Source organism: Pseudomonas sp. 10C3 (genome assembly GCF_036346185.1).
Taxonomy (GTDB): domain Bacteria; phylum Pseudomonadota; class Gammaproteobacteria; order Pseudomonadales; family Pseudomonadaceae; genus Aquipseudomonas.
In genome coordinates this window covers 1-23,274 of the sequence record NZ_JASJVE010000039.1, presented here as the reverse complement: position 1 = coordinate 23,274, position 23,274 = coordinate 1, and the positions used below count along the sequence as shown (strand labels likewise).

Annotated in this window: 22 protein-coding genes; 14 read left to right on the top strand and 8 right to left on the bottom strand. The window is 59.8% G+C overall.

Annotated features, from left to right (window positions below):
- Positions 1 to 102 precede the first annotated feature (102 nt).
- From ftsX to ftsY, 3 genes are read right to left on the bottom strand one after another with little or no spacing between them, the layout of a single operon-like run.
- Positions 103 to 1,131: a permease-like cell division protein FtsX gene (gene ftsX, locus QN399_RS24890; RefSeq protein ID WP_322176885.1), complete on the bottom strand. Its 1,029-nt coding sequence runs from the start codon at positions 1,129 to 1,131 to the stop codon at positions 103 to 105.
- Positions 1,128 to 1,796, bottom strand: a complete 669-nt coding sequence (gene ftsE, locus QN399_RS24885; RefSeq protein ID WP_219062857.1) for a cell division ATP-binding protein FtsE — start codon at positions 1,794 to 1,796, stop codon at positions 1,128 to 1,130. Before ftsE ends, ftsX begins: the two co-directional genes overlap by 4 nt.
- Positions 1,793 to 3,217: a signal recognition particle-docking protein FtsY gene (gene ftsY, locus QN399_RS24880; RefSeq protein ID WP_322218450.1), complete on the bottom strand. Its 1,425-nt coding sequence runs from the start codon at positions 3,215 to 3,217 to the stop codon at positions 1,793 to 1,795. The genes ftsE and ftsY overlap by 4 nt, the downstream gene beginning before the upstream one ends.
- A 288-nt stretch (positions 3,218 to 3,505) precedes the next feature.
- Between ftsY and QN399_RS24875 the strand changes: the two genes are divergently transcribed.
- The 6 genes from QN399_RS24875 to QN399_RS24850 all read left to right on the top strand — a co-directional run bounded on the left by QN399_RS24875 (position 3,506) and on the right by QN399_RS24850 (position 9,323).
- Positions 3,506 to 4,861 (top strand): pitrilysin family protein, encoded by a 1,356-nt coding sequence (locus QN399_RS24875; RefSeq protein ID WP_322176887.1) that lies wholly within the window; start codon positions 3,506 to 3,508, stop codon positions 4,859 to 4,861.
- Positions 4,854 to 6,365, top strand: coding sequence for a pitrilysin family protein (locus QN399_RS24870; protein ID WP_322218452.1), 1,512 nt, complete (start codon positions 4,854 to 4,856; stop codon positions 6,363 to 6,365). The genes QN399_RS24875 and QN399_RS24870 overlap by 8 nt, the downstream gene beginning before the upstream one ends.
- Positions 6,365 to 6,964, top strand: a complete 600-nt coding sequence (rsmD, locus tag QN399_RS24865) for a 16S rRNA (guanine(966)-N(2))-methyltransferase RsmD (protein ID WP_322218454.1) — start codon at positions 6,365 to 6,367, stop codon at positions 6,962 to 6,964. The genes QN399_RS24870 and rsmD overlap by 1 nt, the downstream gene beginning before the upstream one ends.
- Positions 6,965 to 7,160: 196 nt before the next feature.
- Positions 7,161 to 8,192: a hydrolase gene (locus QN399_RS24860; RefSeq protein WP_322218456.1), complete on the top strand. Its 1,032-nt coding sequence runs from the start codon at positions 7,161 to 7,163 to the stop codon at positions 8,190 to 8,192.
- An 82-nt stretch (positions 8,193 to 8,274) separates the two neighbouring features.
- Positions 8,275 to 9,003, top strand: coding sequence for an AzlC family ABC transporter permease (locus QN399_RS24855; protein ID WP_322176891.1), 729 nt, complete (start codon positions 8,275 to 8,277; stop codon positions 9,001 to 9,003).
- The gene (locus QN399_RS24850) at positions 9,000 to 9,323 is read left to right on the top strand and encodes an AzlD domain-containing protein (protein WP_322176892.1); all 324 of its coding nucleotides are present in this window, start codon (positions 9,000 to 9,002) and stop codon (positions 9,321 to 9,323) included. Before QN399_RS24855 ends, QN399_RS24850 begins: the two co-directional genes overlap by 4 nt.
- Positions 9,324 to 9,352: 29 nt before the next feature.
- On the opposite strand, the gene QN399_RS24845 is transcribed toward QN399_RS24850, so the two are convergent.
- Together QN399_RS24845 and QN399_RS24840 are read right to left on the bottom strand one after the other, a co-directional pair.
- Entirely contained in the window at positions 9,353 to 10,207 is an 855-nt protein-coding gene (locus QN399_RS24845) for a sulfurtransferase (protein WP_322176893.1), read from the bottom strand.
- Between the two features lie 50 nt (positions 10,208 to 10,257).
- Positions 10,258 to 10,929, bottom strand: coding sequence for a TetR/AcrR family transcriptional regulator (locus tag QN399_RS24840; RefSeq protein WP_322218460.1), 672 nt, complete (start codon positions 10,927 to 10,929; stop codon positions 10,258 to 10,260).
- Positions 10,930 to 11,123: 194 nt separating this feature from the next.
- Between QN399_RS24840 and QN399_RS24835 the strand changes: the two genes are divergently transcribed.
- From QN399_RS24835 to ggt, 6 genes are all read left to right on the top strand, one after another.
- The gene (locus QN399_RS24835) at positions 11,124 to 12,554 is read left to right on the top strand and encodes a coniferyl aldehyde dehydrogenase (RefSeq protein WP_322176895.1); all 1,431 of its coding nucleotides are present in this window, start codon (positions 11,124 to 11,126) and stop codon (positions 12,552 to 12,554) included.
- Positions 12,555 to 12,608: 54 nt separating this feature from the next.
- Entirely contained in the window at positions 12,609 to 13,154 is a 546-nt protein-coding gene (locus QN399_RS24830) for a twin-arginine translocation pathway signal protein (protein ID WP_330201828.1), read from the top strand.
- Between the two features lie 49 nt (positions 13,155 to 13,203).
- The gene (locus tag QN399_RS24825) at positions 13,204 to 14,799 is read left to right on the top strand and encodes a GMC family oxidoreductase (protein WP_330201827.1); all 1,596 of its coding nucleotides are present in this window, start codon (positions 13,204 to 13,206) and stop codon (positions 14,797 to 14,799) included.
- 149 nt (positions 14,800 to 14,948) lie between these two features.
- Positions 14,949 to 15,428 (top strand): pantetheine-phosphate adenylyltransferase, encoded by a 480-nt coding sequence (coaD, locus tag QN399_RS24820; RefSeq protein WP_322176898.1) that lies wholly within the window; start codon positions 14,949 to 14,951, stop codon positions 15,426 to 15,428.
- Between the two features lie 82 nt (positions 15,429 to 15,510).
- Complete coding sequence (locus QN399_RS24815; protein WP_219062877.1) at positions 15,511 to 15,762, top strand: YfhL family 4Fe-4S dicluster ferredoxin; 252 nt, start codon at positions 15,511 to 15,513, stop codon at positions 15,760 to 15,762.
- A 64-nt stretch (positions 15,763 to 15,826) separates the two neighbouring features.
- The gene (gene ggt / locus QN399_RS24810) at positions 15,827 to 17,533 is read left to right on the top strand and encodes a gamma-glutamyltransferase (protein WP_322176899.1); all 1,707 of its coding nucleotides are present in this window, start codon (positions 15,827 to 15,829) and stop codon (positions 17,531 to 17,533) included.
- An 18-nt stretch (positions 17,534 to 17,551) separates the two neighbouring features.
- On the opposite strand, the gene QN399_RS24805 is transcribed toward ggt, so the two are convergent.
- The 3 genes from QN399_RS24805 to QN399_RS24795 all read right to left on the bottom strand — a co-directional run bounded on the left by QN399_RS24805 (position 17,552) and on the right by QN399_RS24795 (position 19,675).
- The gene (locus QN399_RS24805) at positions 17,552 to 17,890 is read right to left on the bottom strand and encodes a multidrug transporter (RefSeq protein ID WP_322176900.1); all 339 of its coding nucleotides are present in this window, start codon (positions 17,888 to 17,890) and stop codon (positions 17,552 to 17,554) included.
- A 127-nt stretch (positions 17,891 to 18,017) separates the two neighbouring features.
- Positions 18,018 to 18,830, bottom strand: a complete 813-nt coding sequence (gene mutM, locus QN399_RS24800) for a bifunctional DNA-formamidopyrimidine glycosylase/DNA-(apurinic or apyrimidinic site) lyase (protein ID WP_330201826.1) — start codon at positions 18,828 to 18,830, stop codon at positions 18,018 to 18,020.
- Positions 18,831 to 18,862: 32 nt separating this feature from the next.
- Positions 18,863 to 19,675 carry an HDOD domain-containing protein gene (locus QN399_RS24795; RefSeq protein ID WP_322182928.1) on the bottom strand — a complete coding sequence of 271 codons (813 nt, stop codon included), beginning with the start codon at positions 19,673 to 19,675 and terminating at the stop codon, positions 18,863 to 18,865.
- A gap of 216 nt (positions 19,676 to 19,891) precedes the next feature.
- Between QN399_RS24795 and QN399_RS24790 the strand changes: the two genes are divergently transcribed.
- Both QN399_RS24790 and ilvD read left to right on the top strand, forming a co-directional pair.
- Positions 19,892 to 21,088 (top strand): class I SAM-dependent rRNA methyltransferase, encoded by a 1,197-nt coding sequence (locus QN399_RS24790; protein ID WP_322176902.1) that lies wholly within the window; start codon positions 19,892 to 19,894, stop codon positions 21,086 to 21,088.
- 287 nt (positions 21,089 to 21,375) lie between these two features.
- Positions 21,376 to 23,223, top strand: a complete 1,848-nt coding sequence (ilvD, locus tag QN399_RS24785) for a dihydroxy-acid dehydratase (RefSeq protein WP_322176903.1) — start codon at positions 21,376 to 21,378, stop codon at positions 23,221 to 23,223.
- The last annotated feature ends 51 nt before the right edge of the window (positions 23,224 to 23,274 follow it).

Sequence of the window (23,274 nt, the reverse complement as noted above, 5' to 3'; positions counted from 1 at the left end):
CTCCGACTCACATAACTCGTGCAGTTCAGCACTGCGAAATTGACCGGGAACCACTAGACAAGTTCCCTAAACCGCTGAAAACGTCAATATTAAAAAATAATTCTAACGAGGCGCCAGCTCTCTCAAGTGGCGTGCTACTGCAATCCAAGCACCGATATACCCTAACAATACCGCTCCAAGCAAGAGCGAAAAGCCATCAGCAAGCGGCACACCCGCCAAAGAGAAGTCGCTCCCGTACAGACCCGCCAACCCAACTACGGCATCGTTGAGCCAGTCTAGACCAAAAGCGAGCACGCCCCAGGACAGAAAACCGGCCCCCAGGCCATACAGCGCGCCCATATACAGAAAAGGCCGACGCACGTAGGCGTCAGTACCGCCTACCAGTTTGATCACCTCGATCTCGACGCGGCGGTTCTCGATATGCAGACGTATCGTGTTACCAATTACCAGCAGCAGCGCGAGCACCAGCAGGACGGTCAGACCAAAAACAAAACGGTCGCCCAGCTTGAGGATCGCAGCCAGACGCTCAACCCATACTAGATCAAGCTGAGCCTGCTGCACCTTCGGCAACTCTGCCAGACGCGTGCGCAGTGCTTCCAAAGCAGGCTTATCCACTTCATTCGGCGTCACCAGTACAACGCCCGGAAGCGGGTTCTGTGGCAACTCCTTCAACGCTTCGCCAAGCCCGGATTGCTGCTGAAACTCAACCAGAGCCTGATCCTTGCTGATGTATTCGGCCTCTGCCACGCCGGGCATCCGCTTGATCTGCTCGCTCAGGGCGTTGCCCTCACTGGCGCTGGCGTTCAGCTCCAGGTAAAGCGAAATCTGTGCTGCACGCTGCCACGAACCGCCCAATCGCTCGACGTTGTTCAACAGCAGCGATAAACCCATGGGCAGGCTCAAGGCGATGGCCATCACCAGACAGGTAAAGAAGCTGCCAATCGGCTGTTTGCCCAAACGGCGCACGCTGTCGAGCACGCTGGAGCGGTGCGCTTCCAGCCAGGCATGCAGCAAGGTGCTGAAGTCTGGACCGTCATCGTCGTCACCAGGCTTTTTCTTTTTCTGCGGTTGCGGTTCGGCCGCCTTGGGCGCGACACGCTCCGACACTTTAGGGCTGCGTGTCGCGCTCATACGGCCTCCCCGTCGCCAATCAAGCGACCACGCTGGAGCGTCAGCATGCGATGACGCATGCGCGCAATCAACGCCAGGTCATGGCTGGCGATCAGCACACTGGTGCCCAAACGGTTGATATCTTCGAATACACCCATGATTTCCGCTGCCAGACGTGGGTCAAGGTTACCGGTGGGTTCATCCGCCAGCAGTAACGCCGGACGGTGGACGATGGCCCGAGCGATGCCGACCCGCTGTTGCTGGCCTGTGGATAAGTCACCGGGGTACAGATCGGTTTTATCCGAGAGCGCCACGCGCTCCAGGGCCGAATCGACGCGCTTGGTGATTTCCGCCTTGGACAAGCCAAGAATCTGCAGTGGCAAGGCGATGTTATTGAACACCGTACGATCGAACAGTAGCTGGTGATTCTGGAACACCACGCCTATCTGACGACGCAGAAACGGGATTTGCGAGGTACTGATCTGGCCCAGATCCTGACCGGCCAGCAACAATTTGCCGGTGGTCGGGCGTTCCATGGCCAGGAGCAAGCGCAACAGGGTGCTTTTACCGGCGCCAGAATGGCCGGTGACAAACAAAAACTCGCCACGACGTACTCGAAAGCTCAGCTCATGCAAGCCGACGTGTCCGTTCGGATAGCGTTTACCGACCTGTTCGAAACGAATCATGTGCGCTCCCGCTCGGCGAACAGAGCTTGAACAAAGGGTTCAGCTTCAAAAGTACGCAAATCGTCGATGCCTTCACCCACGCCGATATACCGAATCGGCAGACCAAACTGCTTGGCCAGGGCGAAGATCACACCCCCTTTGGCGGTACCGTCGAGTTTGGTCAGGGCCAGACCGGTCAAGGTCACGGTCTGATTGAACTGCTTGGCCTGATTGATTGCGTTCTGCCCAGTGCCCGCGTCCAGCACCAACAGCACTTCATGCGGCGCGTCGGCGTCGAGCTTGCCGATGACCCGGCGAACTTTTTTCAGTTCTTCCATCAGGTTGTCTTTGGTGTGGAGCCGACCCGCGGTGTCGGCGATCAGCACATCAATGCCGCGAGCCTTGGCCGCCTGCACCGCGTCAAAGATCACCGAAGCCGAATCTGCGCCGGTGTGCTGGGCGATGACTGGAATGTGATTGCGCTCACCCCAGACCTGCAGCTGCTCCACCGCTGCCGCGCGGAAGGTGTCACCGGCGGCGAGCATGACTTTTTTACCTTCGAGCTGGAGCTTTTTCGCCAGCTTGCCGATGGTCGTTGTTTTGCCTGCGCCATTGACGCCCACCACTAGGATCACGAACGGCTTGTTCTGCCCGGCGATGACCAATGGCTTCTCGACGGGCTTGAGCAAGGCCGTCAGTTCAGCCTGCAACGACTTATACAGAGCGTCGCTGTCGGTCAGCTGCTTGCGCGCGACCTTCTGGGTCAGGCTTTGAATAATCACCGCTGTCGCATCGACGCCCACATCGGCGGTCAGCAGCCGGGTTTCGATCTCTTCGAGCAGGTCATCGTCGATCAGCTTCTTGCCGAGGAACAGGCTGGCCATCCCCTCGCCCAGACTGGCGCTGGTTTTCGACAAACCTTGCTTGAGACGAGCGAAAAAGCCGGCTTTACTGGCTTCTGTGGCTGTCGGGGTGACCGGAGCAGGCACGGAAACGGGAGCAGGAGCAACTTCAGCCACTCGCGCGACCGACTGGGGTGCCGGTGCCGAAACGGGCACTGGCACGACAATCAGCTCAGGGGCAATCGGCTCAGGCACAGCCACAGCCACAGGCGCCAGCTCGGCGGGCATCGGCTGCACATCCGGCACGCTGTGCGCCGGAATCGGCGGCGTCACGTGAGGCTCAAGCTCATCGATCAGCGCCACGGACTCTTCGGCCACCGGTAATATCAGCCAAGGCTGAGGCTCTGGAGCCGATTGCGGCGCGAGTTGTGGCTCAACAGCGACTGGCGCGTGGTCGATGACCACCTCAGGCGCTGCTGTGGGTAGGTTTTGTGGCTGCTCGGCAACGGTTTCCTGCGGCTTTTTGCGCAGCCATCCGAACAGGCCTTTTTTCTCTGCAGCCGGAGCTGGGGTCTTCTTGTCGTCGTTGGAACCAAACATGGAGGACGGCTATCTCAAGGTAGCGACGCGCCAAAGCGGCGCCTCAGGAAAATTCTGTCAATGCAAAACAGACTGCTTTTGACCCGGCTTGTTCATCCGCAGCCCCGAAATTGTAGGCGTTCACCGGTACAAAAACGTCATTTCAGCCCGTTTCAACCGTGCCAGACCAGGACCAATAGTTCATGTAACCATTCTAGCCGTGGCCGCCGGCCACACGGACCCGTATCCTAACACCCCCGCGCCCGCCGACGCTAAGTTCAAGCAGGCCGCCTAACAGGTTCAAAACGAATGAATGCTCTAGCCCGCCGTGCCGCAGGCCTGCTACTCAGCACAGTGTGTCTGCCACTGTCAGCATTGGCTGCAGACCCGCAACCTACTCACGAATTCACCCTGGACAATGGCCTGAAAATCATCGTCCGCGAAGACCATCGCGCGCCCGTAGTGGTTTCGCAGGTCTGGTACAAAGTCGGTTCCAGCTATGAAACCCCTGGCCAGACCGGTTTGTCCCATGCCCTGGAACACATGATGTTCAAAGGCAGCAAAAACGTGGGGCCAGGCCAGGCTTCACTGATTTTGCGTGATCTGGGCGCTGAAGAAAACGCGTTCACCAGCGACGACTACACCGCGTATTACCAGGTTTTGGCCCGTGATCGCCTGGGAGTAGCCTTCGAGCTGGAAGCCGATCGCATGGCCAGCCTGCTTCTGCCCCCTGAAGAATTCAGCCGCGAAATTGAAGTCATCAAGGAAGAACGCCGCCTGCGCACTGACGACAAGCCCAGCGCCAAAGCCTATGAGCGCTTCCAGGCCATGGCCTACCCCGCCAGCGGTTACCACACGCCGACCATCGGCTGGATGGCAGACCTGGACCGGATGAAGGTTGAGGAGCTTCGTCATTGGTACGAAGCCTGGTACGTGCCGAACAACGCCACCTTGGTGGTGGTCGGCGACGTGCAGCCCGACGACGTAAAAGCCCTGGCGCAACGTTATTTCGGGCCGATCCAGCGGCGCGACGTACCACCGTCGAAAGCCCCGCTGGAGCTGGCTGAGCCCGGCGAACGCAAAATCACCCTGCACGTACAGACTCAATTGCCGAGCCTTATGTACGGTTTCAACGTACCCAGCCTGTCCACCGCTGCGGATCCACGCTCGGTCAATGCGCTGCGCCTGATTTCCGCCCTGCTTGACGGCGGCTACAGCGCACGCATTCCGACCCGTCTGGAGCGAGGCGAAGAGCTGGTTTCAGGCGCCTCGTCGAGTTACGACGCCTACAGCCGTGGCGATAGCCTGTTCATGCTCAGCGCAACCCCTAACACGCAGAAGAAAAAAAACCTGGCCGATGTTGAAGCCGGTATCTGGCGCCTGTTGAATGAGCTGAAAACCACGCCGCCGTCCAATGAAGAGTTGGAACGGGTTCGGGCGCAAGTGATTGCCAGCCTGGTCTACCAGCGCGATTCGATTACCAGCCAGGCCAGCACGATCGGCGAACTGGAAACCGTCGGCTTGTCGTGGAAGCTGATGGACGAAGAACTGGACGCACTTAAAAGCGTGACCCCGGCCGATATCCAGAAAGCCGCCCGCACCTATTTCATCCGCGAACGTCTCAGCGTTGCGCACGTTTTGCCCGAGGAGACTGCACATGAGTGAGCACAAGGGTCCACGTTATGGGCTACTTGGCCTGGGAGCCTTGGGGCTGGTGGTCATGCTCGGCGCCTTTATCGCTCCCCAGGCCGAGGCTGAAAGCATCGCACCTGACAGCACCACGCTGAAGGACACCGTCCAGGCTCTCCCTGACAACAACCTGCAATCGCTCAAAGAACTCGACGGCAAACCGCCAGCACGGCGCGCCTTGAACATCCAGACCTGGAAAACCGCCGAAGGCGCCAAGGTGATGTTCGTCGAAGCGCGTGAATTGCCTATGTTCAACCTACGCCTGACCTACGCCGCTGGCAGCAGTCAGGATCGAGGCACCCCCGGCATCGCCGTACTGACCAACGCCATGCTCAATGAAGGCGTGGCCGGGAAGAATGTGGGCGCCATCGCCGAGGGCTTCGAAGGCTTGGGCGCTGATTTCAGCAACGGCGCTTACCGCGACATGGCCGTGACCTCCCTGCGCAGCCTGAGCGCCGTGGACAAGCGCGAGCCGGCGCTGAAGCTATTTGCCCAAGTCGTCGGTAAACCGACATTCCCTGCCGACTCACTGGCGCGGATCAAGAACCAGTTGCTGGCCGGCTTCGAATACCAGAAACAAAACCCCGGCAAACTCGCGGGCAATGAGTTGTTCAAGCGTCTCTATGGCGACCACCCTTATGCGCACCCGAGCGAAGGGACGGCCAAAAGCATTTCACCTATTAGCATCGCGCAGCTCAAGGCCTTCCACGCCAAAGCCTATGCCGCAGGCAATGCGGTGATCGCATTGGTCGGCGACCTGTCCCGATCCGAAGCAGAAGCGATTGCTGCCCAGGTTTCCTCTGCCCTGCCTAAAGGCCCGGCGCTGCCGAAAATCGAACAACCGGTCGATCCTAAAGCCGGTGAAACCCACATCGAGTTCGCGTCCAAGCAAACGCACTTGATGCTCGCGCAACTGGGGATCGAACGTAACGACCCGGATTTCGTCGCGCTGACACTCGGCAACTCGGTACTCGGCGGTGGCGGCTTCGGCAGTCGTTTGATGACGGAAGTGCGGGAAAAACGTGGCCTGACCTATGGCGTTTCATCGGGTTTCACCCCGATGCAGGTGCCAGGCCCGTTCATGATCACCCTGCAAACCCGCGCCGAACTCAGCGAAAATACCCTGAAGCTGGTTCAGGACATCGTGCGTGACTTCCTCATCACAGGCCCGACCCAGAAAGAACTGGACGACGCCAAGCGTGAATTGTCCGGCAGCTTCCCCCTGTCCACGGCCAGCAACGCCGATATCGTTGGTCAGCTAGGTGCGATTGGTTTCTACGACCTGCCGCTGACGTACCTGGAAGACTTTATGCAACAGGCGCAAAACGTGACGGTCGAGCAAGTCAAAGCTGCCATGAACAAGCACCTGAGCGCGGATAAGATGGTGATCGTCACCGCGGGCCCGACGGTGCCGCAAAAGCCGTTGCCACCCCCTACTGACAAACCTACTCAGCAACCTCTCGGGGTCCCGGAGCACTAATGGCCAATCCAAGACCAAAGGGCCATAACGGCCTGGGTCAACTGCGCATCATCGGTGGCGAATGGGGTAGCCGTCGCCTGACCTTCCCCGACGCTCCAGGCCTGCGTCCAACGCCGGACCGCGTGCGCGAAACGCTGTTTAACTGGCTCGCAACGCACATCGAAGGCGCGCGCGTACTCGACGTATTCACCGGCAGCGGCGCGCTTTACCTGGAAGCCCTGTCGCGCGGCGCGGGCATGGCCCTGGCGCTGGACAATAACGCAGAGGCCCTCGCCAGCCTGCGACGGAACCTGGACATGCTCGGGTGCACGGTTGGCCAGGTATCACATACCGACAGCCTGCGTTATCTGGAAACCCAGACGCCTGCCCAGTTCGATCTGGTCTTTCTCGACCCGCCCTTCCACCAGAACCTGCTGCCTGCCGCCTGCGCCCTTCTTGAAGAGCGTCATTGGCTGGCTGACAACGCCTGGATTTACACCGAAAGCGAAATCCCGCCGTCGTCTGTCGGTTTGCCAGGCAACTGGCGCCTGCACCGGGAGAAGAAAGCCGGGCAGGTGTATTACGCGCTATGGCAGCGGAGTACCGAGGTAGACGCCTGATCGCGGTGCCAGCCATATGCATTCACTCCCGCAGAACCCGCAAGGTCTGCGTGGGGTGGATTCATTGGCGAAGGCGTCATGAGTGACACACAGTAGGCTTCAACCCTACCGCTGAAGAAAAACTCCGGCACGCCTGTCCGCAGTTGTGGCAACGTAGCGTTTATGCAGTAAACGTGAATTGCCGACGAGTTCGAACGTGCCTATCCAACTTGCTACGACCACGCTTCCAGACCCGTTCATTCCCGCTTTAGGACTGGCTAACCCGCACCTGCAAACGCTGTGGGGCCCCTTGTGGCGAAAAAAAGCAAAGCTTGAACGCCCGCGTGAACGTATTTGGTTGGCCGACGGCGACTTTCTGGATCTGGACTGGCACGGCCCGCATGAGGCAGACACGCCTTTGGTCCTGGTGTTGCACGGTCTGACCGGCTCGTCGAACTCGCCTTACGTGGTGGGTTTGCAGCAGGCTCTGGCCCTCCAAGGCTGGGCCAGCGTGGCGTTGAACTGGCGTGGTTGCTCTGGCGAACCCAATCTTTTGCCACGCAGCTACCACTCCGGCGCCAGTGAAGACCTCGCCAGCGTCATTGCCCATCTGCGCACCCTGCGACCCTTGGCGCCGTTGTATGCGGTGGGCTATTCGCTGGGCGGCAATGTGCTGCTCAAGCACTTGGGCGAAGTGGGCAGCAACAGCTTGCTGCAAGGAGCCGTTGCCGTGTCGGTGCCGTTCCGTCTGGACCAGTGTGCCGACCGCATTGGCCAAGGCTTCTCCAAGGTATACCAAGCACATTTCATGCGTGAAATGCTGGTGTACATCAAAGACAAGCAGCGGCGCTTTCAGCACGAAGGACTCAGCGAAGGCCTCGCGGAACTGGCGGCACTCGGCTCGCTGGAGAACATGCGCACCTTCTGGGATTTTGATGGCCGGGTCACCGCGCCCTTGAATGGTTTTGCCGACGCCGAGGATTATTACCGTCGCGCTTCCAGCCGGTACTTCCTGGGTGAGATTCGTACGCCCACGCTGATCATCCACGCCGCCGACGATCCTTTCGTATTCCCCCACAGCCTGCCAGAAGCCGACGAGCTGTCGTCCAGCACCCACTTCGAACTGCAAGCCCGAGGCGGTCACGTCGGGTTCGTTGACGGGTCGCTGAAAAACCCGAGCTATTACCTAGAGCGGCGCATTCCACTGTGGTTGAGCACTGCCCATCGTTCGGCCACCGCTTTGGGGTAAGTGACAGACTTCAGCGACATTGCACAATCCTTCAAGACAGTCTCTCCCTGACTATTTAAGATGCGGACTCAAGGAGAGACTCATGTCCCGCTATCAGCTTTATACCCGTGGCATACGCGACAGCGTGCCCATGTTGGTCGGCATCGCACCCTTCGGCATTATTTTCGGCACGCTGGCAGGCGCGGGCGGTTTGTCGTTGTGGCAAGCGCTCGGCATGTCGATGTTCGTGTACGCCGGCTCCGCGCAATTTATCGTCGTCAGTCTGATGGGCGCTGGCGCCAGTGCGGTGGTGATTCTGCTGACCACCTTTATCGTCAATCTGCGCCATGTGCTGTACAGCGCCACGCTGCAACCCCAGGTGAGTGCACTGCCTCAACGCTGGCGGGTGCTGCTGGCGTTCTGGCTGACCGACGAGACGTTCGCCGTGGTTCAACGCTTTTATATCGTGCACGGGCGTTCGCCGCTTGGGCATTGGTATTGGGTCGGTGTCGCCAGCGCGTTGTATGCCTGCTGGGTCAGCAGTTCGGTGGTGGGCGTGCTGTTTGGCCAGGCGGTGCCTGATCTGGCGGGCTGGGGGCTGGAGTTCGCCATGCTCGCGACCTTTATCGGAATCGTCGTGCCTTTACTGCGCAATCAACCGCAAATCGCGGCGGCACTCGCCGCTGGCGCGGTGGCCTTGATGACGCATACCTGGCCTTACAAACTGGGCCTGATGGCGGCGGCATTCAGCGGGATCGCCGTGGGCGTCTTGCTTGAGCGTCGACGCTCTGGCGCCAGCGACGAAGCGTCGAGTCACGAGGTGCGATCATGAGTTACTGGTGGCTGATTGGCGGCATGACCGCTATTACGTTCCTGATGCGCTACAGCCTGTTCGCCTGGCCGCATTTGCGCTTTCCGCCCGTGGTACGCCAAGGGCTGCACTATGTGCCCACGGCCGTGCTGACCGCGATTGTGGTGCCGGGCATGCTGCTGCCCGATGGCGAGCATTGGCAATTGAACGCAAGTAACGCCTACTTGCTGGCCGGCCTCGCAGCCATCGCCATCGCCGCCTTCAGCCGCAACCTGCTGGCGACCATTGGCGGCGGCTTGCTGGTGTTCTTCCTGCTGCGCTGGGCGCTGGGGCAGATTTAGGGTTGAGACCGGTGTGTTTCTGGCTGACCTCAGGCGCCAGTGGCGACAGCGCGATTCGGATCGGTGATCCATTCGCTCCACGACCCGGCGTACAGCGAACCCAGTGGATACCCCGCCAGGCACAGCGCGAACAGGTTATGGCAGGCCGTGACGCCTGAGCCGCAGTAGGCCACCAGATGATTTGGCGAACGATCACCCAGCGTTGCCGCAAAGCGTTGTTTGAGCTGGTCTGCTGGCAGAAAGCGGCCGTCGGCACTCAGGTTTTCGTTGAACGCAACACACTGCGCACCCGGAATATGGCCGGCGACCGGATCGATCGGCTCCACCTCACCACGGAAACGCGGCGCGGCGCGGGCATCGAGCAGCGTCATGTCTGGTTGGCCCAGACGCGCTTGCAGCGCCTGGGCGCTGAGCAGCAACGAATCATCCGGCTCACCGGTGAAGGTCCCTTTCTTGTTTTGCGGCGCGTCCAGACTCAACGGCAAACCCGCCGCGTGCCAGGCTTTGAGGCCGCCATCCAGCAAGTACACGCCGTCACGCTTGCCCAGCCACGCCAGCAACCACCATCCGCGAGCAGCAAACGCGCCGGGGCCGTCGTCGTACAGCACAACATCGCTGTCCTGGCTGATGCCCCACTCCTGCAATCGCTGAATCAGCACGTCCGGTTTTGGCAACGGATGACGGCCTGTCACGCCCTTGATCACCTTGTCGCTGAAATCACGCTCCAGATCAGCGAACCTGGCGCCCGCGATATGCCCTTCGGCATAACTGCGCTGGCCATAGTCAGGGTCTTCCAGGGCAAAGCGACAATCGAGAATCACTAGCCCTGGGTGCTGTTGGCGAGCGGCCAGTTGTTCCGGGCTGATCAGTTGCGCGATGGACATGGCAAGTTCCTGTGAGAAAAATTCAGATCAATGTTATGACAAAAAAAACGTCAGGGCGTTTCCTCTAACGCCCGCCCCAACGGCACATAAAATTCTTCACACAGCGCATTCACCGCGTCCCGTGCCTCTGGCGTGACGTAACCCAGTTCCAGCATCAGCACCTGGTACACGCCTCGGCGCATGGCGTCTTCACTGAGTCGCGTGGCGTCTTCCAGCGTGGTGCACAAAAACCGCACCCACGACGTAAGGATAATCCACACATTGAGGGTCAACGACTCAATCTGCACCTTATCCATGCGCAAGATACCGGCCTCGACGAAGCCACTGTAGATGGCCATGCCCTGAATCAGACAGTGCTGGGAAAACCGTCGGTAACGCGCAGCCAGTTCTGGATCGGCGTCGAGCAGATGCTCCAGATCGCGATGCAGGAAACGGTAGCGCCACATGCCGTCGAGCAGCTCCATCAAATAGAAACGCTTGTCCTCGACACTCGGCAGACGCCCCTTGGGCGGACGCAGAAAGCTGTCCACCAAGGCTTCGTACTCGGTGAACAGCTCGGCGATGATCGCCTGCTTATTGGGGAAGTGGTAATACAGATTGCCCGGCGACATTTCCATGTGCGCAGCAATGTGGTTGGTGCTGACGCTGCGCTCACCCTGCTGATTGAACAGCTCCAGGCTGTTTTGCACGATACGTTCGCGGGTTTTGATGCGTGGTGCCATGTTCAGCTCGACCGCTTAAACGTGTGGAGAATATGCCGCATCTTAGCGCAGGCAATGTCAGGTATACCGCCTTCGCATTGCCCCCCATTTTGAGGGAGCGACTTCATTCGCGAAGAAGACCGCTCGGTTCTGGGTTTGACTTTATAGAGCAATGACTCTAAAAGTACAGCATAACGCTAATACGAGCCACGACCATGCCCGCCGAAATCGCCTGTCAGCAAGAGTCCGAGCAAGCCTTCAATGAGCTTGAGCAGCTGTTCAACAATCAGCGACGGGCCTTCGCGGCCAATCCTATGCCGCTCGCCGGCCAGCGTCTGCAATGGCTCAAGACCTTGCGCACGCTATTGAGCGATGAACGGCAGGCGTTGGTCGACGCCATCAACAGCGATTTTAGCCACCGCAGCGCCGATGAAACCCTGCTGGCTGAGTTGATGCCAAGCCTGTTGGGCATCCAGTACGCCAGCAAACATCTGAAAAAATGGATGAAGCCTTCGCGCCGACACGTTGGTATGGCGTTTCAACCGGCGTCGGCCAAAGTGATCTATCAACCATTGGGCGTGGTCGGGGTGATCGTGCCGTGGAATTACCCGCTATTTCTCGCCATCGGCCCACTGGTCGGCGCACTGTCTGCGGGTAATCGGGTGATGCTCAAGCTCAGCGAATCGACGCCAACCACCGGTCAGTTGCTCAAGCGCCTGTTCGCCCAAGTGTTCCCTGAAGATTTGGTCACGGTTGTGCTGGGTGAAGCCGAGGTCGGCATGGCCTTCTCGACATTGCCTTTTGATCATTTATTGTTCACCGGGGCCAGCAGCATCGGTAAGCACGTAATGCGCGCCGCAGCCGAGAACCTGACCCCGGTCACCCTGGAGCTGGGCGGAAAATCCCCGGCCATCGTGTCCAGCGATGTGCCGCTCGAGGACGCCGCCGAACGCATCGCTTTCGGCAAAACCCTGAATGCCGGACAAACCTGCGTCGCGCCCGACTACGTGTTAGTGCCCGAAGACCGGGTCGACGGGTTTGTCGACGCCTACCGAAAAGCGGTACAGAAGTTTTATCCGACACTGATCGACAACCCGGACTACACCGCGATCATCAACGACCGACAGTTGGCCCGACTCAATCGCTACCTCGACGACGCCAGCAGCAAAGGCGCGCGAGTGATTCCGCTGTTCGAGCAGGGCCAGGGACGGCGCATGCCGTTCAGTCTGCTGCTGAATGTCAGTGATGACATGACCGTGATGCAGGACGAAATCTTCGGCCCGCTGCTGCCCATTGTTCCCTACAGCCGCATTGATCAGGCGTTTGCCTACATCAATCAGCGCCCGCGCCCATTGGCGTTGTACTACTTTGGCTACAACAAGGCCGAGCAGCAGCGCGTACTGGAACAGACCCACTCCGGCGGCGTGTGCCTGAACGACACGCTAATGCATGTCGCCCAGGATGACATGCCGTTCGGCGGCGTCGGCCCCTCCGGCATGGGCCACTACCATGGCCATGAAGGCTTTCTGACCTTCAGCAAGGCCAAGGGTGTCTTCATCAAGCAACGCTTCAATGCAGCCCGGTTGATTTACCCGCCGTACGGCAAGGCGATCCAGCGGCTGGTCTACAAGCTGTTCATTCGTTAGCCCTGACTGACAACCGCCGTCCAACAAATCCATAAGAACAGGGCCACAAAAACAATGAACAACAGCCTGTCTGAAAGCCCCAACCTATCACGTCGGGGCGTGCTGAAAATCGGCCTGTGCGCCAGCGCCTTCCTGTCCTCTGCCGGGCTCGCGGCGAGCCTGAGCGGTTGCTCGGCCAGCACGCCTGCCAGCGGCTTTGCCGTATTACGCAGCAGTGATCTGCCATTCCTGCGCGCACTGATTCCAGTGATGCTCAAAGGCAGTCTGGGTGAGATTGCGCTACCGAACGCCATCGCGGGCACCCTGCAAAGCATCGACGCCAGCCTTGATCGACTGTCGCCGGAGATGCTCAAACTGACGCAGCAACTGTTCGATGTACTGGCGCTGCCCGTCACCCGAGGTCCATTGACCGGTGTCTGGGGCGGCTGGGAAAATGCCAGCCCGTTGCAGATGACGGCCTTCCTCAATCGCTGGGAAAACAGCGCATTGAGCCTGTTACGCATGGGCCATGGCGCCTTGCTGAAGCTGGTGACGATGGCTTGGTACAGCCGCCCGGAATCGTGGGCGCATTGCGGTTATCCCGGCCCGCCGACTGTTTGAACCACACATGCCCCACCCCCCCCAATAAAAATAAATAGATCGAGGCCCTATGCCGGTTCCTGATGTGTTTCGAGAAGGCCTTGCCCGTGGCTGGAAAACCTACAGCGGCGCGCAATTGACCCATGACCTGACGCTGGAGGCGGATGTCGCGATCATCGGCAGCGGCGCTGGCGGTGGCACCACGGCAGAAATCCTCAGCGCGGCTGGCTATAAGGTATTGCTGATCGAAGAAGGCCCGTTGAAAACCAGCAGCGACTTCAAGATGCTCGAAGATCAGGCTTATTCCAGCCTTTATCAGGAAGGCATCGGCCGCATGAGCAAGGATGGCGCGATTACCATCCTCCAGGGACGAGCCGTCGGCGGCACCACGCTGATCAACTGGACGTCGAGCTTTCGCACCCCCGAACCAACCCTGGAACACTGGGCCAAAGAACACGCGGTCAAAGGCCACAGCGCAGCCGAAATGGCGCCGTGGTTCGCCAAAATGGAACAGCGTCTGGGCGTTGCCCCGTGGGTCATGCCACCCAACGCCAACAACGATGTGATCCGCAACGGTTGCGAGCAGTTGGGTTACAGCTGGAAAGTCATCCCGCGCAATGTACGCGGCTGCTGGAACCTAGGGTATTGCGGCATGGGCTGCCCGACCAATGCCAAACAATCGATGCTGGTCACGACCATCCCCGCGACTCTGGATAAGGGCGGCGAGCTGCTGTACCTGGCCCGCGCAGAACGGCTGGTGATCAAAGGTGACAATGTTGTCGGCCTGCAATGCGTGGGCATGGATGAGCGCTGTGTGGCGCCCAACGGTCGCAGTATCACAGTCAAGGCAAAGCACTACGTACTGGCCGGTGGCGGTATCAACAGCCCTGCCTTACTGATGCGCTCCGACGCCCCGGACCCGGACAAGCGCGTGGGCAAGCGCACGTTTCTGCACCTGACGAGTTTTTCCGCAGCGTTGTTCGACCGGGTGATCAATCCATTTTACGGCGCACCGCAGTCGATTTATTCCGACCATTTCCAATGGACCGACGGCACCACCGGGCAGATGTCTTACAAGCTCGAAGTACCGCCCCTGCAACCGGCGCTGGCCAGCACCCTGCTCGGCGGCGTCGGCCAGGAAAACGCAGAGCGCATGGCCCAACTGCCTAATACCCACATGATGCTGGCCTTGATGCGTGACGGTTTTCACCCAGGCAGCCCGGGCGGCAGCGTGGAACTGCGCGGCGACGGCACGCCAGTGCTCGATTATCAGGTGTCGTCTTACGCCTGGGATGGCATTCGCCGGGCTTATCACAGCATGGCCGAGATCCAGTTTGCTGGCGGGGCCAAGGCGGTGATGCCAGTACACGAAGACGCTGGCTACGTGAAAAGCCTGGCCGAGGCACGATCAGTCATCAACGGTTTGAGCCTGGAAACGTACCGCACCCGACTGGGCAGCGCCCATGTGATGGGCGGTTGTGCCATGGGTGAAGAGCCAAAAACCGCTGTATGCGATAGCCTTGGCCGGCATCATCAGCTGAGCAATCTGTCGATCCATGATGGCTCGTTATTTCCCACCAGCATCGGGGCCAACCCGCAACTGTCGGTCTATGGACTGACCGCGCAACTGGCGACTTTGCTGGGTGAAAGGCTAAGATCTGCTTAGATGCGTAGCACCGGAAGGCGCTGTAAAAGCGGCGGAAACGCCTCATTTGCCAAAGCAATAATGCCCCTGCTATCCATAAGCCGACTTGGCCCACCGGGATTGCTGCGCTACCATCCGACTCCCCAACGGACTCCGACCAGGACGACGCGATGAACCGAGTGTTGTACCCAGGCACCTTCGACCCTATCACCAAGGGCCATGGCGATCTGGTCGAACGCGCCTCGCGCCTGTTCGACCAAGTGGTCATCGCGGTTGCTGCCAGCCCGAAGAAAAACCCGCTGTTTCCCCTGGAACAGCGCGTGGCGCTGGCCCGAGAGGTCACTAAACACCTGCCCAATGTCGAGGTGGTAGGTTTCTCCACCTTGCTGGCGCACTTCGCCAAAGAGCAGCACGCCAACGTGTTCCTGCGCGGGTTGCGGGCGGTATCGGATTTCGAATACGAGTTCCAGCTGGCCAACATGAACCGCCAATTGGCCCCGGACGTGGAAAGCCTGTTCCTTACACCGTCCGAGCGTTATTCGTTCATTTCCTCAACGCTGGTCCGTGAAATCGCGGCACTGGGCGGCGATATCACCAAGTTTGTACACCCGGCGGTAGCTGAGGCGTTGACCGAACGGTTCAAACGCTAAGGTGCATCGGACGAACTAATGCGGCACAATTCGCCGCATTAGTTTTCATATGCCCCGGCGCTGCCCGTGGCAGGAGTGCTTCATGTCCCTGATCATCACCGACGACTGCATCAATTGCGACGTCTGCGAACCCGAGTGCCCGAACGAGGCAATTTCTCAAGGTGAGGAGATCTACGTGATCAATCCGAACCTGTGCACCGAATGCGTTGGCCATTACGACGAACCGCAGTGCCAGCAAGTCTGCCCCGTGGATTGCATCCCGCTGGATGAAACCCACGTCGAGAGCAAAGACGAACTGATGGCCAAATACCTGATTTTGACCCACAAAGCCTAGCCCCTTCGACGCTCCTGCACTCGCCAGCCGGGCTGCACTGCCTGTCGACAAAAGCGAGTTCCGGATGACCCGTACGCTGAATCGTCTCCCCTCCCTGCTCGGCGCCCTGCTCCTGCTGTGCGCCCTTGCCGCTCAGGCCAAGGCACCGCAACAGGCCGCCATCGCCAGCCCCCATCCGCAAGCCACAGCCGCCGGTCGAGAAATATTGTTCATCGGCGGCAACGCGTTCGACGCTGCCGTGGCGGTCAGTGCCGCGCTGGCGGTGGTCGAGCCTTATGCTTCCGGGCTGGGCGGTGGCGGGTTCTTCCTGCTGCGGCAAAGCGCTGAGCCGATTCGCTATCAGTTCCTTGATGCCCGCGAACGCGCACCACTCCAGGCCAACCAGAGCATGTATCGCCGCGACGGCAAGGTACAACCCACGCTGTCGCTCAACGGCCCACTGGCCGCCGCCATTCCGGGCTTGCCAGCGGCGCTGGTCGAACTGGCCGAGCATTACGGTAAACTGCCGCTGAAAACCTCGCTGGCCCCGGCCATCCGCTTGGCGTATCAGGGGTTTGCCGTCGATCCTGTTTACCGGGAGCGCGCTGGCTGGCGTTTGTCCGCCTTGCGCGACGACCCGGAGAGCACCCGGCTGTTTCTGCGCCACGGGAACATCCCGGCGCTGGGCGAGATCATCAAACAACCGGAACTGGGGCTGACCCTTGATCGTTTTGCCGACAAGGGGCGCGCCGGTTTCTACGAAGGCCTGACCGGTCAGGCGCTGGTCAAAGGGGTCAGGTCCGCTGGCGGCATCTGGACAGACGACGATCTGCAGCGCTATCGAGTGGTTGCCCGCGCGCCGCTACGCTTCCCATTAGCGGATAATCGCGAGTTGATCAGCGCCCCGCCACCCTCCGCAGGCGGCATCGCGCTGGCCCAGAGCCTGACGATGTTGCAGCAGTTGCCGTGGCGTGAGGCCGACAAGGTGCAGCGTGCCCACTACGTGGTCGAAGTCCTGCGCCGGGCTTACCGCGACCGAGGCTTGCTGGGCGATCCGGATTTCGTCAGCAACCCATTGGCCCATGTACTTGATCGCGACTACCTAAAGCAGCTGGCTCGCGACATCGACCCACACGACGCGACGCCCAGCGCCAGCCTGCCGCCTGCGCCTAAATGGCGTGAGGGCGATCACACCACTCATTTCGCCATCCTCGACAGCGAGGGCAATGCGGTCGCTGCGACGCTTTCGGTGAATCTGCCGTTCGGGTCAGCCTTCAGCGTGCCCGGTACTGGCGTGGTATTGAATAACGAAATGGACGACTTTGCCGCCGACCCGCAAGGCAGCAACGCTTACGGTCTGGCCGGCAGCCAAGCGAACGCCATCGCGGCGGGCAAGCGGCCGCTGTCGAGCATGAGCCCAAGCTTTATTGAAAGTCCAACCGAGTTCAGCGCCTTCGGCACACCGGGCGGCAGCCGTATTCCGAGCATGGTGCTGCTGTCGATCCTGCAATACCTGGACGGACAACCCGTTGCGACATGGCCTGCCGTGCCGCGCTATCACCACCAGTATTTGCCGGATGTTATCGAGTACGAACCCGACGCCTTTTCTCCAGAGCAACTGACTGAGCTGCAAGCACGCGGCTACAGCCTCAAGGACACCAAGCGCGCCTATGGCAATCAGCAGGTGCTGTTCTGGAACAAGGACAACGCCAAGGTCGAAGCCGCGAGCGATCCTCGCGGGCTTGGGATTCCAGCAGTGTTCGACCCGACAGTCAGGCAAGCCGCGCCTTAGCGTTTATCGCGACGCCGGTTATTCGCGTTTGTTGTAGCCATCGCCCGTACAACCCAGGCAGCGGACGAACGCGGACTTACCAGGGTCCACCACCAACGCCTTGCCCGCGTCGCCAATGCCACCGCCAGTTGCGGTAAACGGCAGCGCCACCACGAACAGTACGGCACCCACCAGAGTTGCCGCGATCAGCAAAGGCCGGGCAATCAACAGGTCGCCGATCATGGCGTAGGCCGGCGGCGCTTCGAGGGAGTAGGTTGGATCTCCGCTCCCGTGTGACTCTGCTTGAGCCTGTGCAGGCAGCACCTGCAATCCGAACAGCAAGGCCAAGGCAACAGCGAGGGTACGAAACGGACTCATGGCGTGATCCTTCAAGCTCAACGGTAGTAATGATCGTCACTATAAACAGCGGCGCTGGTTACGCAAGGTTTGCAGCTGTCAGATGCCATTTCAGGCAGGCGCGGGCAAGGCCGCGATTACAGGATATCTATGTCTGGCAACGCGGGCAGTACACGCTGGTACGTTGACCGAGTTTTACTTCGCGCAACTCGGTACCGCAGACTTTGCACGGCTGATGGCCGCGACCGTAAACGAACAGCTCCTGCTGAAAGTAGCCGGGCTGACCATCGCCGCCGATAAAATCCTTGAGGGTGGTGCCGCCGCGCTCGATGGCGTGGATAAGAATGCGCTTGATCTCGATCGCCAGCTTCATATAACGCGCCCGGGAGATGCTCTTAGCCTCGCGACGCGGGTCGATACCGGCGGCAAACAAGGCTTCAGTCGCGTAAATATTACCGACTCCGACCACCACCGCGTTGTCCATGATGAAAGGTTTGACCGCCATTGAGCGTCCCCGGGAACGTTCGAACAGACGTTCCCCATCGAACAGCTCGGTCAACGGCTCCGGCCCGAGACGAATCAGCAATTCGTGATTGAGCGGGTCAAGGCTCCAGAGCATCGCACCAAAACGGCGCGGGTCGGTGTAGCGCAGGGCCATGCCCGACTCCAGCTCGATATCCACATGCTCATGCTTGGCCGCAGGCAATCCGGCGTCGACCAGACGCAAATTACCCGACATGCCCAAATGACTGATCAACGTTCCGACCTCGGCATTGATCAACAGGTACTTGGCGCGACGCGCCACCGATACAATCCGCTGCCCGGACAGGCGCACGTCCAGGTCCTCGGGGATCGGCCAGCGCAAACGCCGGTCACGAACGATCACGCGACTGACGCGCTGACCTTCCAGATACGGCGCGATGCCCCGGCAGGTGGTTTCGACTTCAGGTAATTCAGGCATTGGCGACCCGGACAAAGGAACGAGTGATCGGGCTAGCGGACGCCCAACTCGTGAATGGATTCTTTGAGGTTCTCAAAATCGTAATCGGAAAGCCCCACGTAATCCAGAATCAGATGACCGATGCTGTTCCACTCATGGTCTTCACCCTGATTGCCCAGCACCCGATAGGACGCACAGACATGTTCGGCCATTTTCAGGATCGCCAGCAAGTTCTTCAGTTGGCTGTTGTGACCCGACTCGTCCTGGAAGATCGCCAACGCATTGTGATGGTTGGCAATAGCGTTGCTGACATGCTCCGGCAAACGCCAGGACTTGGCGGTGAAATAACCGACCACGGCATGGTTGGTATTGAATGTATGGTTCTCTGTGTCCACCACACGACAGGTCGGGCTCGCCTTGGCGTAAGCGTCTTCCAACACACTCATGTAGTTGGGGAAGCGCTTGAGCATCAGCGGAATGCCACAGTCATGGAACAGCCCCAGCGCATAGGCCTCGTCCACCGCCTGTGAGCCGGTGCGTTTGGCCAGCGTCAGGCTGGTCATCGCCACATCCTGCGCGGAGTCCCAGAAACGGTTGAGGGTAACGATGGTTTCGTCGGTCATCTCGCCCTTGATCGACTGCGCGTTGATCAGGTTGATGATCGAGGCACTGCCCAGCAGATTTACCGCGCGCTCAATCGAGGCGATTTTATTGGTCAGGCCGTAATACGGTGAATTAACGATTTTCAACAATGCGCCGGACAAGCCCGGATCCTGCGCGATCAACCGGGCAATCGCCCCCAGGTCCGGATCAGGCATGTATTGCTCCATCTGCAAATCCACCATGATCTGCGGCTGTGGCGGCACACTGATGCCTTGCAAGGCCTGCTGAATCTGCTCGGTGGTTAGCGCTTGGGACATAAATACACACTCAGGACTAGGCGGCAATTTTAACCTTTGTGGAGGGGCATCCGACAACACTCAGAACGATGCAATAGACTCCGCCAGTGGTTTATTCCAGTGATCAGGGCCCCGAGCGTGGATGACGCGTTATAATCTCGCTCTTTTTTCCGGAGCGACGTCATGTCCCTGCCTAGCTTGCGCCTCAAAGCCAATGCCGACCGTCGCTTGCGCGCCGGCCACTTGTGGGTCTACAGCAACGAAATCGATGTAGCCGCCACCCCGCTCAACGGCTTTGCTGCGGGCGATCAAGCCATTCTGGAAGCTGCCGGCGGCAAGCCGTTGGGCATTGTGGCAATGAGCCCCAACAACCTGATCTGCGCACGCCTGCTGTCCCGCGACATCAAAGTGCCGCTGGATAAATCGTTGCTGGTACACCGCCTGAACGTCGCGCTGTCGTTGCGCGAACGCCTGTTCGACAAGCCTTATTACCGCCTGGTGTTCGGCGACTCCGACCTGCTGCCGGGTCTGGTGGTCGATCGTTTTGGCGACATCCTAGTGGTGCAACTGGCTTCCGCCACCATGGAAAACCACAAGGACGACCTGCTCGCGGCCTTGATTCAAGTAATCAAGCCGAGCGGTATCCTGTTCAAGAACGACTCCGCCGCACGCGATGCCGAAGGCCTCAACCGTTACGTCGAGACCGCCTTCGGCCTAGTGCCTGAGTGGGTTGCGCTGGAAGAGAACGGGGTGAAATTCGAAGCGCCGGTCATGGCCGGACAGAAAACCGGCTGGTTCTATGACCACCGCATGAACCGCGCGCGCATGGCACCGTACGTCAAAGGCAAACGCGTCCTGGACCTGTTCAGCTACATCGGCGGCTGGGGCGTGCAAGCGGCCGCTTTCGGTGCCAGCGATGTCACCTGCGTCGACGCATCTTCCTTCGCGCTGGACGGCGTTGAACGTAACGCGGCACTCAACGGTTTCACCGACAAAGTGGCGTGCATCGAAGGCGACGTGTTCGAAGCATTGAAGGAGCTGAAAAACGGCGAAGAGCGTTTCGACGTGATCGTTGCTGATCCACCGGCCTTCATCAAACGCAAAAAAGACCTGAAAAACGGCGAAGGCGCTTACCGCCGTCTCAACGAACAGGCCATGCGCCTGCTCAGCAAAGACGGGATTCTGATCAGCGCTTCCTGCTCGATGCACCTGCCGGAGGACGACCTGCAAAACATCCTCCTGACCAGCGCCCGCCATCTGGACCGCAACATGCAGTTGCTGGAACGCGGCGGCCAAGGCCCGGACCACCCGGTGCACCCGGCGATTGCCGAAACGCGCTATATCAAAAGCATGACCTGCCGGTTGCTGCCAAACAGCTGATCACTGCTTCTCGGCCAATCGCGGGCAAGCCCGCTCCTACTGTAGGAGCGGGTTTGCCCGCGATTAAGGTCGGAACGACCTTCGGCATTCCTTCCTGACGCCGCAGGTGTAGAATCGCCTTTATTCATCGCCAGTCATCCCCGGCGGGTTTATGAGCTCAGGCCGAGCGCGCGGCGATCCCGTGGCGTCATCGGTTCACCGCAGCATCCGGTCACTGCCGGGTGTCTGTGTCGTCAATAGAAGCTCTCTCCCTTTCCTGATACCTGATTTGCCGCCAGGAGCGCTCCATGCCTGATTACCGCTCGAAAACGTCTACCCACGGCCGCAATATGGCCGGCGCTCGCGCTTTGTGGCGCGCCACCGGGATGAAAGACGCCGACTTCAAAAAACCGATCATTGCCATCGCCAACTCGTTCACCCAGTTCGTGCCCGGCCATGTGCACCTCAAAGACATGGGCCAACTGGTCGCTCGCGAAATCGAACGCGCCGGTGGCGTGGCCAAGGAATTCAACACCATTGCCGTGGATGACGGCATCGCCATGGGTCACGACGGCATGCTGTATTCGCTGCCGAGCCGCGAGATCATCGCCGACTCCGTGGAATACATGGTCAACGCCCACTGCGCCGACGCCATCGTCTGCATTTCCAACTGCGACAAAATCACCCCCGGTATGTTGATGGCCGCCTTGCGCCTGAATATCCCGGTGATCTTCGTGTCCGGCGGCCCGATGGAAGCTGGCAAGACCAAACTGGCCAGCCACGGTCTGGACCTGGTCGACGCGATGGTGATCGCCGCTGACTCCGAAGCCAGCGATGAAAAAGTCGCCGAATACGAGCGCAGTGCGTGCCCGACATGCGGCTCTTGCTCCGGCATGTTCACCGCCAACTCGATGAACTGCCTGACAGAAGCCCTGGGCCTTGCGCTGCCGGGCAACGGTTCGCAACTGGCGACCCACAGCGACCGCGAGCAACTGTTCCTGCAGGCTGGCCGCACCATCGTCGACCTGTGCCGCCAGTACTACACCGAGAACGATGAGTCGGTACTGCCACGTAATATCGCCAACTTCAAAGCCTTCGAAAACGCCATGACCCTGGACATCGCCATGGGTGGCTCGACCAATACCATCCTGCATTTGCTGGCGTCGGCACAGGAAGGTGAAATCGATTTCGACTTGAAGGACATCGACCGTCTGTCACGCAAAGTGCCGCAACTGTGCAAGGTCGCGCCGAATATCCAGAAGTACCACATGGAAGACGTGCACCGTGCCGGCGGGATTTTCAGCATCCTCGGCGAACTGGCTCGCGGTGGCCTGCTGCACACCGATCTGCCGACCGTCCACAGCAAGACCATGGCCGAAGGCATCGCCAAATGGGACATCACCCAGACTGACGACGAAGCGGTACACACCTTCTTCAAGGCTGGTCCTGCGGGCATTCCGACCCAGACTGCATTCAGTCAGTCGACTCGTTGGGAAACCCTGGATGACGACCGTGAGAACGGCTGTATCCGCAGCGTGGAACACGCGTATTCGCAAGAAGGCGGCCTGGCCGTGCTGTACGGCAACATCGCGCTGGACGGCTGCGTGGTGAAAACCGCAGGTGTCGATGAGTCGATCCATGTCTTTGAAGGCAACGCGAAGATCTTCGAAAGCCAGGACAGCGCCGTACGCGGCATCCTCGCCGACGAAGTGAAGGCTGGCGACATCGTGATCATCCGTTACGAAGGTCCGAAAGGCGGCCCGGGCATGCAGGAAATGCTCTACCCGACGTCGTACCTGAAATCCAAAGGCCTGGGCAAAGCCTGCGCCTTGCTCACCGACGGTCGCTTCTCCGGCGGCACCTCGGGCCTGTCCATCGGCCACGCATCGCCAGAAGCAGCAGCGGGCGGTGCGATTGGTCTGGTGCGCGATGGCGACAAAGTGCTGATCGACATTCCGAACCGCTCGATCAACCTGTTGATCAGCGATGAAGAAATGGCCGGACGCCGTGCCGAGCAAGATGCCAAAGGCTGGAAGCCGGTCGAGAAGCGCCCGCGCAAAGTGACCACCGCTCTGAAGGCCTACGCCCTGCTGGCGACCAGCGCCGACAAAGGTGCAGTGCGTGACAAGGCGATGCTTGATAAGTTGATGCCGTAAGACCGCCATCGCGGACAAGCCCGCTCCTACAGCTGTCTCTTATACACATCT

Bases quoted from the DNA above. Each gene is read 5' to 3' on its own strand.
- QN399_RS24790 (WP_322176902.1), top strand. From the start codon at position 19,892: ATGTCCCTGCCTAGCTTGCGCCTCAAAGCCAATGCCGACCGTCGCTTG.
- QN399_RS24855 (WP_322176891.1), top strand. From the start codon at position 8,275: ATGTCCCGCTATCAGCTTTATACCCGTGGCATACGCGACAGCGTGCCC.
- QN399_RS24845 (WP_322176893.1), bottom strand. From the start codon at position 10,207: ATGTCCATCGCGCAACTGATCAGCCCGGAACAACTGGCCGCTCGCCAA.
- QN399_RS24815 (WP_219062877.1), top strand. From the start codon at position 15,511: ATGTCCCTGATCATCACCGACGACTGCATCAATTGCGACGTCTGCGAA.
- QN399_RS24875 (WP_322176887.1), top strand. From the start codon at position 3,506: ATGAATGCTCTAGCCCGCCGTGCCGCAGGCCTGCTACTCAGCACAGTG.
- QN399_RS24840 (WP_322218460.1), bottom strand. From the start codon at position 10,929: ATGGCACCACGCATCAAAACCCGCGAACGTATCGTGCAAAACAGCCTG.
- coaD (WP_322176898.1), top strand. From the start codon at position 14,949: ATGAACCGAGTGTTGTACCCAGGCACCTTCGACCCTATCACCAAGGGC.
- QN399_RS24850 (WP_322176892.1), top strand. From the start codon at position 9,000: ATGAGTTACTGGTGGCTGATTGGCGGCATGACCGCTATTACGTTCCTG.
- ilvD (WP_322176903.1), top strand. From the start codon at position 21,376: ATGCCTGATTACCGCTCGAAAACGTCTACCCACGGCCGCAATATGGCC.
- ftsY (WP_322218450.1), bottom strand. From the start codon at position 3,217: ATGTTTGGTTCCAACGACGACAAGAAGACCCCAGCTCCGGCTGCAGAG.
- QN399_RS24825 (WP_330201827.1), top strand. From the start codon at position 13,204: ATGCCGGTTCCTGATGTGTTTCGAGAAGGCCTTGCCCGTGGCTGGAAA.
- mutM (WP_330201826.1), bottom strand. From the start codon at position 18,830: ATGCCTGAATTACCTGAAGTCGAAACCACCTGCCGGGGCATCGCGCCG.
- QN399_RS24805 (WP_322176900.1), bottom strand. From the start codon at position 17,890: ATGAGTCCGTTTCGTACCCTCGCTGTTGCCTTGGCCTTGCTGTTCGGA.
- ggt (WP_322176899.1), top strand. From the start codon at position 15,827: ATGACCCGTACGCTGAATCGTCTCCCCTCCCTGCTCGGCGCCCTGCTC.
- QN399_RS24830 (WP_330201828.1), top strand. From the start codon at position 12,609: ATGAACAACAGCCTGTCTGAAAGCCCCAACCTATCACGTCGGGGCGTG.
- ftsE (WP_219062857.1), bottom strand. From the start codon at position 1,796: ATGATTCGTTTCGAACAGGTCGGTAAACGCTATCCGAACGGACACGTC.
- QN399_RS24835 (WP_322176895.1), top strand. From the start codon at position 11,124: ATGCCCGCCGAAATCGCCTGTCAGCAAGAGTCCGAGCAAGCCTTCAAT.
- QN399_RS24870 (WP_322218452.1), top strand. From the start codon at position 4,854: ATGAGTGAGCACAAGGGTCCACGTTATGGGCTACTTGGCCTGGGAGCC.
- rsmD (WP_322218454.1), top strand. From the start codon at position 6,365: ATGGCCAATCCAAGACCAAAGGGCCATAACGGCCTGGGTCAACTGCGC.
- ftsX (WP_322176885.1), bottom strand. From the start codon at position 1,131: ATGAGCGCGACACGCAGCCCTAAAGTGTCGGAGCGTGTCGCGCCCAAG.